The organism is Paucibacter sediminis, from assembly GCF_030254645.1.
Taxonomy (GTDB): Bacteria; Pseudomonadota; Gammaproteobacteria; order Burkholderiales; family Burkholderiaceae_C; genus Paucibacter_B; species Paucibacter_B sediminis.
This window is the reverse complement of the sequence record NZ_CP116346.1, coordinates 4,207,463-4,222,316: the sequence shown is the minus strand read 5'-3', so window position 1 is coordinate 4,222,316 and position 14,854 is coordinate 4,207,463. Positions and strand designations below refer to the sequence as shown.

General features: G+C 69.4%; 14 protein-coding genes. 8 read left to right on the top strand and 6 right to left on the bottom strand.

The features are described 5' to 3' along the window. Positions 1-357: 357 nt before the first annotated feature. From PFX98_RS19540 to PFX98_RS19525, 4 genes are read right to left on the bottom strand one after another with little or no spacing between them, the layout of a single operon-like run. Positions 358-1,926: a DHA2 family efflux MFS transporter permease subunit gene (locus PFX98_RS19540; protein WP_285232156.1), complete on the bottom strand. Its 1,569-nt coding sequence runs from the start codon at positions 1,924-1,926 to the stop codon at positions 358-360. A 2-nt stretch (positions 1,927-1,928) separates the two neighbouring features. Continuing rightward, on the bottom strand, positions 1,929-3,161 hold the full coding sequence (locus PFX98_RS19535) for an HlyD/EmrA/EmrK family protein (RefSeq protein ID WP_285232155.1): 1,233 nt from the start codon (positions 3,159-3,161) through the stop codon (positions 1,929-1,931). Between the two features lie 9 nt (positions 3,162-3,170). Next, a complete protein-coding gene (locus tag PFX98_RS19530) occupies positions 3,171-4,574 on the bottom strand; it encodes an efflux transporter outer membrane subunit (protein WP_285232154.1) in 1,404 nt (467 codons plus the stop codon). Further along, positions 4,571-5,074 (bottom strand): MarR family winged helix-turn-helix transcriptional regulator, encoded by a 504-nt coding sequence (locus PFX98_RS19525; RefSeq protein ID WP_285232153.1) that lies wholly within the window; start codon positions 5,072-5,074, stop codon positions 4,571-4,573. Before PFX98_RS19525 ends, PFX98_RS19530 begins: the two co-directional genes overlap by 4 nt. A gap of 104 nt (positions 5,075-5,178) precedes the next feature. Here PFX98_RS19525 and PFX98_RS19520 point away from each other — a divergent pair, with 104 nt between their 5' ends. The 5 genes from PFX98_RS19520 (at position 5,179) to PFX98_RS19500 (ending at position 9,420) form a co-directional block, all read left to right on the top strand. Then, the gene (locus tag PFX98_RS19520; RefSeq protein WP_285232152.1) at positions 5,179-6,999 is read left to right on the top strand and encodes an ABC transporter transmembrane domain-containing protein; all 1,821 of its coding nucleotides are present in this window, start codon (positions 5,179-5,181) and stop codon (positions 6,997-6,999) included. Between the two features lie 163 nt (positions 7,000-7,162). Further along, a complete protein-coding gene (locus PFX98_RS19515) occupies positions 7,163-7,375 on the top strand; it encodes a hypothetical protein (RefSeq protein WP_285232151.1) in 213 nt (70 codons plus the stop codon). Positions 7,376-7,410: 35 nt separating this feature from the next. Next, positions 7,411-8,256, top strand: a complete 846-nt coding sequence (locus PFX98_RS19510; protein ID WP_285232150.1) for a thymidylate synthase — start codon at positions 7,411-7,413, stop codon at positions 8,254-8,256. Between the two features lie 70 nt (positions 8,257-8,326). Then, positions 8,327-8,827, top strand: a complete 501-nt coding sequence (locus PFX98_RS19505; protein WP_285232149.1) for a dihydrofolate reductase — start codon at positions 8,327-8,329, stop codon at positions 8,825-8,827. A 17-nt stretch (positions 8,828-8,844) separates the two neighbouring features. Continuing rightward, positions 8,845-9,420 carry a DUF4337 domain-containing protein gene (locus tag PFX98_RS19500; protein WP_285232148.1) on the top strand — a complete coding sequence of 192 codons (576 nt, stop codon included), beginning with the start codon at positions 8,845-8,847 and terminating at the stop codon, positions 9,418-9,420. Positions 9,421-9,425: 5 nt separating this feature from the next. On the opposite strand, the gene PFX98_RS19495 is transcribed toward PFX98_RS19500, so the two are convergent. Next, positions 9,426-9,749: a rhodanese-like domain-containing protein gene (locus PFX98_RS19495; protein ID WP_285232147.1), complete on the bottom strand. Its 324-nt coding sequence runs from the start codon at positions 9,747-9,749 to the stop codon at positions 9,426-9,428. Continuing rightward, entirely contained in the window at positions 9,746-10,111 is a 366-nt protein-coding gene (locus tag PFX98_RS19490; RefSeq protein WP_285235642.1) for an ArsR/SmtB family transcription factor, read from the bottom strand. The genes PFX98_RS19495 and PFX98_RS19490 overlap by 4 nt, the downstream gene beginning before the upstream one ends. Positions 10,112-10,266: 155 nt before the next feature. Here PFX98_RS19490 and PFX98_RS19485 point away from each other — a divergent pair, with 155 nt between their 5' ends. The 3 genes from PFX98_RS19485 to PFX98_RS19475 are packed head-to-tail and all read left to right on the top strand — an operon-like array spanning position 10,267 to position 14,837. Beyond that, positions 10,267-11,337, top strand: a complete 1,071-nt coding sequence (locus PFX98_RS19485; protein ID WP_285232146.1) for an efflux RND transporter periplasmic adaptor subunit — start codon at positions 10,267-10,269, stop codon at positions 11,335-11,337. A gap of 9 nt (positions 11,338-11,346) precedes the next feature. After that, positions 11,347-14,589, top strand: a complete 3,243-nt coding sequence (locus PFX98_RS19480) for an efflux RND transporter permease subunit (protein ID WP_285232145.1) — start codon at positions 11,347-11,349, stop codon at positions 14,587-14,589. 38 nt (positions 14,590-14,627) lie between these two features. Then, entirely contained in the window at positions 14,628-14,837 is a 210-nt protein-coding gene (locus tag PFX98_RS19475) for a YgaP family membrane protein (protein ID WP_285232144.1), read from the top strand. The last annotated feature ends 17 nt before the right edge of the window (positions 14,838-14,854 follow it).

Genomic DNA, 14,854 nt, shown 5'->3' with positions numbered 1-14,854 from the left:
GGTGCCGTCCGCGCGGCGGCCCAGGCTGGCGGGCACTCGGCCCCAGATGCGGCGGCCTTCACTGCGTTCAGGCTCCCCTCGCTGCTCGCCAAACCGGGACTCGCGCGCAACTCGCCCTCGCACCCCTGCGGGCCGTTGTCCGCCTGCGGCGGCCAACTGTGCTCGGTGCTCAAACAAGGCGCGCTCGACGCATCGCCTGGAGCGATGCGCAACCCGGTTCGGCTGCGCGGCTCGGCACCGCAAGAGGGGCCTCGTGCCCACCAGCCTGCGCCGCTTCGACCGTGCGCTGGAGGCGCGAGTTCTTCGAAGTAGTACCGTCGCAGGGCCTACATCACCTGCCGGCCGCGCCTGGATCGATCAATGCGCCCCACCCGCATCCACCGGCCCCGCCGCACCCAGGCGTGGCGGACGCTTGGTGAGCCAGACGCCGCCGATCAGCAGCAGGAAGATGAAGGCGGAGGCCAGGAAGATGTCGTCGGCGGCGCGCGTGAAGGCCTGCTGATCGATCAGCCGGTTGATATAGGCGAGAGCCTGCTGCGGCGCCATGCCCAAGGCCTGCAGGCGCGAAATCGATTCGCCGGCTACCAGATCGCCCTGCGCCAGGCGCTCGGCCAGATGATGGTGATGCAGGGCCGCGCGGTTTTCCCACAGCGTGGTGGAGATCGAGGTGCCCATGGCGCCGGCGGTGATGCGCACGAAGTTCGACAGGCCGGCCGCCGCCGCGATGCGGTCGGGCGTGATGCCGGCCAGCGTCAGCGTGGTGAGCGGAATGAAGAAGAAGGCCAGCGCCGCGCCCTGCAGCACGGTCGGGATCATGATGGTGGCGAAGTCCGTCTGCGTGGTGAAGTTGGCGCGCATGCTCAGCACCACCGCGAACATCACGAAGGCGAAGGTGGCCATCCAGCGCGGGTCGCGCACCCCCACATGGCGGCCCACCACCGGCGAGAGCAGGATGGCCAGCAGGCCCACCGGCGCCAGCGCCATGCCCGCGTCGGTGGCGGTGTAGGCCATCCATTGCTGCAGCCATAGCGGCAGCAGCACCACATTGCCGAAGAACAGGCCGTAAGCCACCGAGAGCGTGGCGGCGCCGAACAGGAAGTTGCGGCGCGCGAACAGGCGCAGGTCCACCACCGGATGCTCATCGGTGAGCTCCCAGACCAGGAAGAAGGCGAAGCCCACCACCGCCGTCAGCGCCAGGATCTGGATCTCGCCGCTGGCGAACCAGTCCAGCTCCTTGCCCTTGTCCAGCATGATCTGCAGCGCACCCACCCAGATCACCAGCAGGGCCAGGCCCACGCCATCGATGGGCAGCTTCTTCACCGCGGTCTCGCGCTCGCGGTAGATGCTCCAGGTCAGGCCCGCAGCCAGCAGGCCCACCGGCACATTGATGTAGAAGATCCAGGGCCACGAGACGTTGTCGGTGATCCAGCCGCCCAAGAGCGGCCCCACCACCGGCGCCACCAGGGTCGTCACCCCCCACAGCGCCAGCGCCGTGCCGGCCTTCTCGCGCGGATAGCTGGCCAGCAGCAGGGTCTGCGAGAGCGGAATCATCGGGCCGGCCACCAGGCCCTGCAGCACGCGGCAGGCCACCAGCATCTCCAGCGAATGGGCGAAGCCGCACAGCCAGGAGGCCACCACGAAGAGCAGCACGCTCATGGTGAAGAGCCGCACCGCGCCGAAGCGTTGCGTCAGCCAGCCGGTCAACGGCACCGAGATCGCATTGGCCACGCCGAAGCTGGTGATGACCCAGGTGCCCTGCACCGGGCTCACGCCCAGATCGCCCGAGATCGCCGGCAGCGAGACATTGGCGATGGACGAGTCCAGCACATTCATGAAGGTCGCCAGCGAGAGCGCCAGCGTGCCCAGCACCAGGGCCGAGCCATGCAGGGGCGCGGGCGCGGCCGCGGCGGGGGAGCTGCTGCTCATGCTCAGGCCTTGGCGGGCTTGCCGGACTTGGCGGCGGCGTGGCCCAGATTGGCCTTGATGATGCGCGCCACCTCGGCTTCGGCGGCCTGGTCCTGCGCGTCAAACACCTTGGTGGCGGCCAGCGGCGCGCTGCGCGGCACGTCGGCTACCGACTTGCCGGCCTGATCGCGCACGTCCACCGCCACATTCATCGACAGGCCCACGCGCAGCGGGTGCTCGGCCAGCTCCTTGGCGTCCAGCGCGATGCGCACCGGCACGCGCTGCACCACCTTGATCCAGTTGCCGGTGGCGTTCTGCGCCGGCAGCAGCGCAAAGGCCGCGCCGGTGCCGGCACCCAGGCCGGCCACGGTGCCGTGGAACTCGACCTTGTCGCCGTACTGGTCGGCCACCAGGGTGACGGGCTGGCCGATGCGCAGGCGCGCCAGCTGGCCTTCCTTGAAGTTGGCGTCGACCCAGGCCTCCTGCAGGCCCACCACCGCCATCAGCGGTGCGCCGGCGGCCACGCGCTGGCCCAGCTGCACGCTGCGCCGGGCCACCCAGCCGCTCACCGGCGACGGCAGCTCGCTGCGCTTGAAGGCCAGGTAGGTCTCGCGCAGGCGCGCCGCGGCGCGCTGCACATTGGGATGCTCCGCCACGCTGGTGCCTTCGGTGAGGCTCTGGTTGGAAGCGAGCTGCTCGCGCGCGCTCTGCAGCCCGGCCTGGGCGGTGGCCAGCGCGCTGCGCGCCGACGTCACCTGGGCCTGCGCATGCTCCAGCTCTTCCTTGCCGATCGCACCGCTGGCCAGCAGGGGCGCGCGGCGCTGCACATCGGCCTGCAGGCGGGCCAGCTCGCTCTGCGCGCGCGCCACCTCGGACTCGCGGCCCTGCAGCTGCGCCTGCAGGGTGCTGTTGTTGGCGTACAGGGTGCGCACCTCGCGCACCGTCTGCGCCAGCGCGGCCTGGGCCTGCTCCAGCGCCACGCTGGCATCGGCCGGGTCCAGGCTCACCAGCGGCTGGCCGGCCTTGACGAAATCGGTGTCGTCCACATGGACGGCGCGCACGGTGCCGCCCACCAGGGGCGTGATCTGCACCACATTGGCCTGCACATAGGCGTTGTCGGTCTTCTCGTAGCGGCTCGCCACCAGCCATTGGTAGACGCTGTAGCCGGCGAAGCCCAGCAGCACGGCGCTGGCGACCAGGGTCAGGCCGCGCTTGCGCTTGCCGTTGCTAGGGGTGCTGTTGTCGTTGTTGCTCATGGTCGGTTCTCAGTTTGATTCGGTGGTGCCGCCGCCCAGGGCGCGCATCAGATTGACTTGGGCGTCCAAGCCCAGGCCGCGCAGGTCCAGGGCCTGGCGCTGCTGCGCCAGCAGGCTCTGGCGCGCCGCCAGCACCGGCAGGCGATTGCCCAGGCCGGCCTGCTGGCGCTGCTCGGCCAGCTGCAATTGCTGCTCGGCATTCGCCACCAGCGTGGCCTGGGTCTGCGCCTGGGCCTGCAGGGATTTCAGGCTGTTGAGCTGGTCGCTGGCGTCGCGCACCGCTTCCAGCAGCGCGGCGTTGTAGGCCGCCACCGCGGCGTCCTGCTCGGCGGCCGAGCCCTTCAGCTGCGCGCGCAGGCGGCCGGTGTCGAAGATCGGCAGGCGCAGCGAGGGGCCGAAGCCGGCCTGGAGGCTGCGCGATTCCAGCAGCCGGTCGAAGCCGATGGCGCTGAAGCCGGCAAAGGCCGTCAGCGTCACATTGGGATAGAACTGGCTGCGCGCCACCGTCACGTCCTGCGTGGCGGCTTCCACCCGCCAGCGCGCCGCCTGCAGATCGGGCCGGCGACCCAGCAGGTCGATGCCGGGCTCCTGCGCCCAGGCCTGGGCCGTCGGTAGTGCCGGGCGCAACTCGGCGAGTGCCTGGGCCGGCTGCACCGTCAGCGCCGCCAGCTGGTGGCGCAAGGCCTGGGCCTGCTCGTCCAGCGCCAGACCCTGGCGCTGCAACTCGGCCACCGGCGCCTCGGCGCCGCGCAGCTCCAGCTGGGTGTCCAGGCCGGCGGCGGCGCGCTCGCGCACCAGCTGCAGGCTGGCGGCGCGCAGGGCCTGCTGTTCGGCCAGCAGCTGGCGCTGTGCCAGCACGCGGGCCAGCGCCAGGTAGCTGCGCGTCACCTGGGCGGCCAGCGTCAGGCGCGCCGCGGCGGCATCGGCCTGGGCGGCACGGCGCTGGCCCAGCGCGGCCTGCAGGGCGGCCTGGTGGCGGCCAAAGAAGTCCCAGTCATAGCTGATGCCGGCCTGCAGGGTGGCGGTGTTGCGCACACTGCCGGCGATCGGTGGCGGATAGAGCCCGGTCTCGGTATAGAGCTGGCGCTGCATGTCCAGCCCCAGGCCGGTGGCGGGTTTGTCGGCCGCCTCGGCGGCCTCGATGCCGGCGCTGGCGCGCGCGATGCGCGCACGCGCCAGCGCCAGGCTGGGGGCGTCGGCCAGGGCCTTCTCCACCAGGGCATTCAGCCGGGCATCGCCATAGCCCTGCCACCATGCGCTGCTCAGGCTGGCCTGCTCCTGGGGCGCCAGGCCCAGCTGTTCGCCCTGCAGCGCCGCGGCGGGCGTGGGCAGCTTGGGAATCGGGGCGCAGGCGGCCAGCACCAGGCTGGCCAGCAGCGGCGCCAGCCGCAGCGTCTTGTATGGGCTCTTCATGCCTCTTTCTCTTCCTTGGAGGCCGCACGCAGGGCGTCGCCGGTGGCGACCGCGCGTTGCAGCAGTTGGATCAGGGTGCGCCATTCCTCGTGGCTGAAGCCGACCAGATGGGCGTTGAAAACCTCGGACAGGATGGCCGGCACCTTGGCGGTGAGCCTTGCGCCCTCCTCGCTCAGCGAGACGATGACGACGCGCCTGTCCTCGCTGGAGCGCTCGCGTTGGATCAGGCGCTTGGCTTCGAGCCGGTCCAGCAGGCGCGTCAGTGCGCCGGCGTCCATGTCGAGCTCGCGGCCGAGCGCCGCGCTGGAGCTGGGGCCCATGAAGCGCAGGCGCAGCAGCGGGCCCCATTGCGCATGGGTCAGGTCATGCGGGTCCAGCCGCCGGTCGGCCTGGTAGACGATGGACTGCATCAGGTGCTTGACCAGCCAGCCCAGGCTTTCGTCCACCCGGTAGGTGTCGGCGCTGTAGAAGTTGACGGGTTTGCTGCTGGATTTGCTCATGGCTTGATTGATTGCCTAGGCAATTATTGCCCAAGCATATATCCCTGCGCAAGCTGGGGTTGTCGCGGCAGCGAGCGTCACGGGCAGGCCCCTACACTGCGCCGATGAGCTCGACCGCCACTGCCACCACCGCCCCGCCACTCGCCGCCAGCAAGCCGCAGGAACGCCCCAAGGGCAGCCCCAAGGCGCTCTCGGGCCTGCTGCCCTTTCTGCGCCCCTACCGCGCCCGCATCGCGCTGGCGGTGTTGTTCCTGCTGCTGGCCGCGCTCAGCACGCTGGCCCTGCCGCTGGCGCTGAAGGTGCTGATCGACCAGGGCATCGTGGCCGCCGACCCGGGCGCGCGCGTGATGGCGCTGCGCGAGCATTTCCTGGCGCTGTTCGGCGTGGGCGTGGCGCTGGGGGTGTTCTCGGCCTCGCGCTTCTACATGGTGACCTGGCTGGGTGAGCGCGTCACCGCCGACCTGCGCAATGCCGTCTATGCCCATGTGCTGAAGCAGAGCCCCGAGTTCTTCGAGACCACCCAGACCGGCGAGGTGCTGAGCCGCCTCACCACCGACACCACGGTGGTGCAGACGGTGGTGGGCTCCAGCCTCTCGATGGGGCTGCGCAATATCGTGATGGGCGCGGGCGCCCTCATCATGCTGGTGGTCACCAACCCCTATGTGATGACCCAGGTGCTGGGCATCCTGGTGCTGGTGGTGCTGCCGGCGCTGTATTTCGGCCGGCGCGTGCGGCGCCTCTCACGCGCCAGCCAGGACCGCGTGGCCGACACCAGCGCGATCGCCGCCGAGGTGCTGAATGCCGTCACCGTGGTGCAGAGCTACACCCAGGAGGGCGCCGAGGCCGGCCGCTTCAGCGCCGCCAGCGAGGCCGCCTTCGACACCGCGCGCAAACGCACCAAGGTGCGCTCGGGCATGGTGGCCTTCATCATCAGCGCCACCTTCGGCGCCCTGCTGTGGGGCCTCTACCAGGGCACGCAGGCGGTGCTGGCCGGCCGCATCACGCCGGGGCATTTGGGCCAGACCGTCGTCTACGTGACCCTGCTGGTGGGCAGCGTGGCGGTGCTGGCCGAGGTCTGGGGCGATGTGCTGCGCGCCGCCGGCGCCACCGAGCGCCTGATGGAGCTGCTCTCCAGCCGCTCGCCGGTGCTGGACCCGGCCCGGCCCCAAGCCCTGGCCGCCGCCCAGGGGGGCTCCAGCCTGAGCCTGCGCGGCGTGCAGTTCCACTACCCCTCGCGCCCCGACCACGCGGCGCTGGCGGATTTCGATCTGGAGCTGAAAGCCGGCGAGACGGTGGCCCTGGTGGGCCCCAGCGGCGCCGGCAAGAGCACGGTGTTCCAGCTGCTGCTGCGCTTCTACGACGCCCAGGCCGGCGAGATCCGCCTGGATGGCCAGGCCCTGCCGCAGCTGGCGCTGAAGGAACTGCGCCAGCGCATCGGCCTGGTGCCGCAGGACAGCGTGATCTTCTCCAACAACGCGCTGGAGAACATCCGCTACGGTCGGCCCGAGGCCAGCGATGCCGAGGTGATGGCCGCGGCCAAGGCCGCCTTCGCGCACGACTTCATCATGAAGCTGCCCGAGGGCTACCAGACCTTTCTGGGCGAGCGCGGCGTGCGGCTCTCGGGCGGGCAGCGCCAGCGCATCAGCATCGCGCGTGCCATCCTCAAGAACCCGCCGCTGCTGCTGCTGGACGAGGCCACCAGCGCGCTCGACGCCGAGAGCGAGCGCGTGGTGCAGGCGGCGCTGGAGGCCGCCATGCGCGACCGCAGCACGCTGGTGATCGCGCACCGCCTGGCCACCATCCAGCGTGCCGATCGCATCGTCGTGATGGACCAGGGCCGCATCGTCGAGCAGGGCTCGCATGCCGAGCTGGTGGCGCGCGGCGGGCTGTACGCGCGCCTGGCGGCGCTGCAGTTCGAGGCCTAGCAGGCCGGCGCGGCAGCGGGCCGCAAAGAGCGGAATTCCCTCACGCGGCGGCGGGTCGGGCGGCGGGCATGGGCCCGCGCCTTGGCTACAGTAGCGCCATGGCGACCAGCCGCGCTGGTCGGGGCCGATGGGTTTTGTTTGCCCCGGTCGAAGGGAGCGATGTATGGCAAAGAGTGCAGGCGCGGACGCGGAACAGGGCGGCCGTCGCGAGCGCCGGACGGGAGCGGACCGGCGCGTCAAGGACCAACCCGCGCTGGTCAAGGGCGAGCGCCGGCGCGGCATTGAACCGCGCCGCCCCGAGATCGTCGAAATCGACATGAGCGCATCCGAATGGGGTGCGCTGGTCCAGGACTTCGAAAAGCCGGAGCAGGTCTGAGAGGGGACCGGCGGAGGTAACTAGAATCCGCCCCCATGACCGAAGCATCCCATTCGCGCCCGGTGCGCAGCCAGTACGAAGACTTCATGCGCCATGTGGCCGAGCATGGCGTGCACAAGGGCGACCGCACCGGCACCGGCACGAGCAGCGTGTTCGGCCACCAGATGCGCTTTGACCTGCGCGAAGGCTTTCCGCTCGTCACCACCAAGAAGGTGCACCTCAAGTCCATCATCCTCGAGCTGCTGTGGTTTCTGCGCGGCGACTCGAATGTGCAGTGGCTGCAGGAACGCGGCTGCAGCATCTGGGATGAATGGGCGCGGCCCGACGGCTCGCTGGGCCCGGTCTACGGCGTGCAATGGCGCAGCTGGCCCAAGGCCGACGGCAGCCATATCGACCAGATCGCCGAGGTGGTGAAGCAGCTCAAGCACAACCCCGATTCGCGCCGCATCATCGTGAGCGCCTGGAACGTGGCCGAGCTCGACCAGATGGCGCTGATGCCCTGCCATGCCTTCTTCCAATTCTATGTGGCGCCACCGGACTCGGCTACGGCTCGGGGGCGTCTGTCCTGCCAGCTCTACCAGCGCAGCGCCGACATCTTTCTGGGCGTGCCCTTCAACATCGCCAGCTACGCCCTGCTGACCCATATGCTGGCCCAGCAATGCGATCTCGAGGTGGGCGACTTCATCTGGACCGGCGGCGATTGCCATATCTACAGCAATCATGCCGAGCAGGTGCAGACCCAGCTCGCGCGCGCGCCCTTCCCCTACCCCACGCTCAACATCAAGCGCAGACCGGCCAGCATCTTCGACTATGAGTTCGAGGACTTCGAGGTGCTGGACTACAAGCACCACCCGGCCATCAAGGCGCCGGTGGCGGTATGAGCCACGCACGGCCGCCCGAAGGGGCGAATCCCCGCTCGGCGGGGCGGCGCGCAGCGCCTGGGGTGCGAACATGAGCGGCATCACCCTGATCGCTGCCGTGGCGCGCGGCGGCGCCATCGGTCGCGGCAACGAGCTGCTGTGCCGCCTGCCCGAGGACATGGCGCACTTCAAGGCCCTGACCCTGGGCCACACCGTCATCATGGGGCGCAAGACCTGGGATTCGATCCCGGCCAAGTTCCGCCCCCTGGTCGGGCGCCGCAACATCGTGCTGTCACGCCAAGCGGGTCTGATGCTGGAAGGCGCCGAGGTGTGCGCCGGCCTGGAGGCGGCACTGGCCGCCTGCGTCGGCGAGCCCCAGGTCTTCGTGATCGGCGGGGCCGAGATCTATGCCCTCGCCCTGCCCCGGGCCGACACCCTTGAACTGACCGAGATCGACGCCAGCTTCGAGGGCGCCGATGTCTTCTTCCCCAGCTGGCGTGCCGAAGACTTCGCCGAGGTCGCGCGCCAGCCGCAGCAGTCCGCCCAGGGCTGGTCCTATGCCTTTGTGCGCTACCAGCGCCGCAGCAAGTAATTCAAGGAGATTCACCCATGTCCGGACACGGTTTTCACGTTCACGGCCCGCATGACCATGAGCTGGAGCATGCGGCCCAGCACGAGCCCAAGGGCCTGGCCGGCCAGCTGGCGGTGATCACCGCCATCCTCGCCACCGTCGGTGCGATGTTCTCCTATATGGGGGGCGCGACCCAGGCCAACGCCGGTCTGTACAAGAACGATGCCGCGATCAAGAAGACCGAGGCATCCAACCAGTGGAACTACTACCAGGCCAAGAGCAGCAAGCAGAACTTGGCCGAGCTGGCGGCGGTGCTGGTGACGGACGACAAGCGCAGCAAGTACCTCGAGGAGATCGAGCGCTACAAGAAGGAAAAGGTCGAGATCAAGGACAAGGCCGAGGCGCTGGAGAAGGAATCCGCCGAGTTCGACCACATGAGCGCCGAGCAGATGCACCAGCACCATCGCTGGGCCCAGGCCACCACGGCGCTGCAGATCTCGATCGCGCTGGCCGCGATCGCCCTGCTCACCAAGAAGCGCTGGATGGAGGCCGCCACCATCGGCGTGGGCGTGCTGGGCGTGCTGGTGGGCGTGGCGGCCTGGTTCCACTTCTAGGAAGTTCAGCGCACCGGCAGGCCATGGGCGCGCCAGGCGCCCAAGCCCCCACTCAGATTGCGCACCCGCGTGTGACCGTGGTGCAGCAGGTATTGCATGGCCTGCAGGCTACGGCCACCGGCGGCGCAGGCCATGATGAGATCGGCATCGCGCGGCAGCTCGGCATGGCGGCGCTCCAGCTCGCTCAGCGGCAGGTGGATGACCTGCGCATGGTCGTAGGCGGCGCGCGCCACCTCATGGGCTTCGCGCACGTCCACCAGCCAGCAGCCACCGGCTTGCAGGGCCTGCAGGGCGGCGAGAGGGTCGAGTTGCAGAAGGGCGTGGTTCATGGCGATGTCTTGCCGGCAGTCGGCTTGCTGGGTGGAAAGAAGGCGGCGCGCTCGTCGATGAGGCGTGCCGATTGTCGAGCGATCTGGCCGCAGACCAGGTCGCAGAGTTCGTAGACGGTGGCGTCGGCAATGCGGTAATAGGCACTGGTGCCGCGGCTTTCGCGCAGCACCAGCCCATGTTGCTGCAGCATGCTGAGATGCCGCGACACATTGGCCGCGGTGGAGCCGCACAGCTCGGCAATCTCGCCCACCTTGCGCTCCTGCTGACGCAGCAGGTTGAGGATCTGCAGGCGCGTCGGCTCCGAGAGCGCCTGGAAATAGCCCGCCACCTGCTCGAGCGCGGCCGCGGGCAAGGTCTTCATGGCGGATTGCGCGGCGTCATCTGCGTCTGAGGGCATGGCTGTCACCTGGTGGGCTTGCTGCAATGTCTATTTGACTATTTGCGTGAATGGTTAAATAATACGTTAACGATATTTGATTGTCCAGCCATCCGGCTGAGCAGGAAAGAAGCCGCGCCATGAAGACCAACGCCTCCCGTCCCTCGCCCCTGCAGCGCCCCAGGCGCTGGCTGTTGCTGGCCAGCCTGAGCATCGGCGCTGCGGCCGCAGACGCAGCGCCTGCGGCGCCGGCGCTGCGCAGCCTGACGGTGGCCGCCGCCAGCGGCCGCCAGGCGCAGAGCCTGGACGGCGTGGTGGAAGCCCTGCGCCAGACCGTGGTGGCCGCCCAGGTGGCGGGCGCGATCGTGCAACTGGACGTGAAGGCGGGCGACCGTGTCAAGGCCGGCCAGGTGCTGATGCGCATCGATGCCCGCGCCGCCGAACAGGCGGCCAATGCCAGCGAGGCCCAGGCCCAGGCGGCGCGCGCCTCGCTGCAGCTGGCCAGCCGCGAGTTCGAGCGCCAGCAGCTGCTGCACAAGCAGCACTACATCAGCCAGGCCGCGCTGGACCAGGCCGAGGCCCAATACAAGGCCACCCAGGCCCAGGTGAATGCGCAGCTGGCCCAGCTGGCCGTGGCGCGCACGCAGAGCGGTTTCAACACCGTGCGCAGCCCCTACGACGGCGTGGTGGCCGAGCTGCCCGTGACCCTGGGCGACATGGCCATGCCGGGGCGAGCCCTGGTGACGGTCTACGATCCCAGCGCGCTGCGCGTCACTGCGAATGTGCCGCAAAGCATCGCCGCCGGCCTGGCCGCCGGCAGCGCGCCGATGGTGGAAATCCCCGGGCTGGCCGGCGGCATGCTGGCTCCCACGCGCGTGCAGCAACTGCCCATCGTCGACGCCAGTTCGCACACCCTGCAGCTGCGCCTCGATCTTGCGCCCAAGCTGACGGGTGCCGTGCCCGGCATGTTCGCGCGCGTCTGGTTGCCGGGCAGCGTGGCCGCGGCCGCGGCCTCGCCCGCGGTGCCGCGCACGGCGGTGGTGAGGCGCGCCGAGCTGAGCGGCCTTTACGTGTTGGACGGCCAGGGCAAGCCGCTGCTGCGCCAGGTCCGGCTGGGCGCCGTGCGGGGTGAGCAGGTCGAGGTGCTGAGCGGCCTGAGCGTGGGCGAGAAGATCGCGCTGGACCCGCAAGCCGCCGCGCGCATCCGCTGAGGACTGGCCATGAATACATCGCACGCCACGCCGAACCGCCTGGGCGCCTCCGGGCGCATCGCCGCCTTCTTCCAGTCGGCCCAGATCACCCCCTTGCTGGCCCTGGTGGCCCTGTTGCTGGGCATCTTCGCGGTGCTGGTGACGCCGCGCGAGGAGGAGCCGCAGATCAACGTCACCATGGCCAATGTGCTGATCCCCTTCCCTGGCGCGAGTGCCAGGGACGTGGAGCAGATGGTGGCCACGCCGGCCGAACAGGTGCTGGCGCAGATTGCCGGCATCGAGCATGTGATGTCGGTGTCGCGCCCCGGGCTGGCGGTGCTGACGGTGCAGTTCAAGGTGGGCGTGCCGCGCACCGAGGCGCTGGTGCGCCTGCACGACACCGTGGCCGCGAATGCCGACTGGCTGCCGCAGAACCTGGGCGTGCTGCCCCCCATCATCAAGCCCAAGGGCATTGACGATGTGCCCATCGTGACGCTGACCCTGTACGCCAAGCAGGCCCAGACCGGCGCCTTCGACCTCGAGCGCGTGGCGCACAGCATGGAGATCGAACTCAAGCGCGTGCCCGGCACGCGCGAGGTCACGAGCATCGGCGGCCCGGGCCGCGCGCTGCGCGTGCAGATCGACCCGGCGCGCCTGAACGGCAGCGGCCTGACGGTGGCCGAGCTGCGCCAGGCCTTGCAGTCGGCCAATCTGGGCCTGCCGCTGGGCGATTTGTTGCAGAACAACCAGGCGATTGCGCTGGAGGCCGGACCCTTCCTGACCGACGCCCGCGATGTGGCCGAATTGATCGTCGGCGTGCAGTCCGGCAAGCCGGTGTTCCTGCGCGACGTGGCCACGGTGGAAGACGGCCCGCTCACGCCCAGCCGTTATGTCTGGCATGGCGAGAAGGTGGATGGCAAGGGCCAGGAGTACCCGGCCGTCACCATCGCCATCACCAAGAAGGCGGGCGAGAACGCCATCGATGTGGCGAATGCGGTGATGCAGCGCGTCGAGGGGCTGCGCAACACCGTGATCCCGGCCGAGGTGTCGGTGGCCGAGACGCGCAACTACGGCGCTACCGCGAATGACAAGGCCGGCAAGCTGATCCAGAAGCTGTTGTTCGCCACCGCCTCGGTGGTGGCCCTGGTCTTCATCGCGCTGGGCCGGCGCGAGGCCGCCATCGTCGGCACCGCGGTGATCCTGACGCTCACCGTCACCCTGTTCGCCTCCTGGGCCTGGGGCTTCACGCTGAACCGCGTCTCGCTGTTCGCGCTGATCTTCTCGATCGGCATCCTGGTGGACGACGCCATCGTGGTGGTGGAGAACATCCACCGCCACCAGCAGCTCTTCCCCGGCCGCAGCCTCAGGGAGCTGATCCCCGGCGCGGTGGACGAGGTGGGCGGCCCCACCATCCTGGCCACGCTGACGGTGATCGCCGCGCTGCTGCCGATGGCCTTCGTCTCGGGTCTGATGGGCCCGTACATGAGCCCCATCCCCATCAATGCCAGCATGGGCATGCTCTTGTCGCTGGCGATCGCCTTCGTCGTCACGCCCTGGCTGGCGCGCATCTGGATGAAGGCCCTGCCCGCCGATGCACATGCCGACCCGCATGCCCTGCATGGCCTCTCCGCCAAGCTGGCGCCGCTGTTCGAGCGCGTTTTTGCGCCGCTGCTGGACAGCCAGCGCGGCGGCCGCAACCGCAGCTGGCTGGGCCTTGGCATCGCCGGCCTGATCGTCGTTTCGCTGGCCTTGCCGGCGGCCGGTCTGGTGCTCTTGAAGATGCTGCCCTTCGACAACAAGTCCGAGTTCCAGGTGGTGGTGGACATGCCGGCCGGCACGCCGCTGGAGCAGACCGCGGCGGTGTTGCACGAGCTCGGCGCGCACCTGGCCAGCGTGCCCGAGGTGACCGACTACCAGGCCTATGCCGGCACCGCCGCGCCCATCAATTTCAACGGCCTGGTGCGCCAGTACTATCTGCGCGCCGGCAGCGAGCAGGGCGACATCCAGGTGAATCTGGTGGACAAGCATGCCCGCCATGAGCAGAGCCATGCCATCGCCACGCGCGTGCGCCCGGCGCTGCAGGCGATCGGCCAGCGCTTCGGCGCGAACGTCAAGGTGGTGGAGGTGCCGCCCGGCCCGCCGGTGCTCTCGCCCATCGTGGCCGAGATCTACGGCCCCGAGGCCGAGGGCCGCCAGCAGGTGGCCAAGGCGGTGCGCGCCCTGTTCGACAAGCAGGCCGGCCTGGTCGACGTGGACGACAGCAGCATCGCCGCGGCGCCGCGCAAGCTGCTGCTGGTGGACCGCCGCAAGGCCGCGCTGCTGGGCGTGCCGCAGCAGGCCATCGTCAGCACCCTGCGCACGGCCCAGGCCGGCGAGGCGGTGAGCTATCTGCACGACCAGAGCAAGTACCCGGCCGCGGCCATGCTGCAGCTGGCGCCCGAATCGCAGGGCGACCTGAACGCCCTGCTCTCGCTCTCGATGCGCGCGAGCAACGGCAAGCTGGTGCCGATCCGCGAGCTGGTGACGGTGAGCGATACGCTGCGCGAGCAGCCCGTCTATCACAAGGACCTGCTGCCGCTGAACATGGTGGTGGCCGACATGGCCGGCAAGATCGACAGCCCGCTCTACGGCATGTTCGGCATGCGCAGCGAGCTCGCCAAGATCAAGGCCCCCGACGGCGCCCCGCTGGCCGAGCATTTCATCAGCCAGCCGGCCGATGCCTACCGCGGCTACGCGATCAAATGGGACGGCGAATGGCAGATCACCTACGAGACCTTCCGCGACATGGGCGCGGCCTATGCGGTGGGCCTGGTGTTGATCTATCTGCTGGTGGTGGCGCAGTTCGGCTCCTACCTGACGCCGCTCATCATCATGGCGCCGATCCCGCTCACCATCATCGGCGTGATGCCCGGCCACGCCCTGCTGGGCGCGCAATACACCGCCACCAGCATGATCGGCATGATCGCGCTGGCCGGCATCATCGTGCGCAACTCCATCCTGCTGGTGGACTTCATCAATCTGCAGCTGCGCGAGGGCATGGTGTTTGAGCGCGCCATCGTCAGCTCGGCCATCACGCGTGCCCAGCCCATCATGCTGACCGGGCTGGCCGCCATGATGGGCGCCTTCTTCATCCTCGATGACCCGATCTTCAACGGCCTCGCGATCTCGCTGATCTTCGGCATCTTCGTCTCCACCATCCTGACCCTGGTGGTGATCCCGACCCTTTACTACATGGCCTACCGCAAGCGCCTGCACTTGCTGTTGCCCGCCTGATCCCGTTCCCTATCTCACAACCACTCTAGGAGTACACCATGAGCACTTGGCAAGTCGTTCGCATCGTCGCCGGCAGCTTCATCCTGCTGTCGCTGGCCCTGGGCATCCCGGGCAGCCCGCTGTTTGTTTCAGCCTGGTGGCTGGCCTTCACCGCCTTCGTGGGCGTGAACCTGCTGCAAAGCGGCTTCACGCGCTGGTGCCTGATGGAAAGCATCTTCGCCAAGCTGGGCCTCAAGCGCGGCGACTAAGATCGTCCGCGCCACAC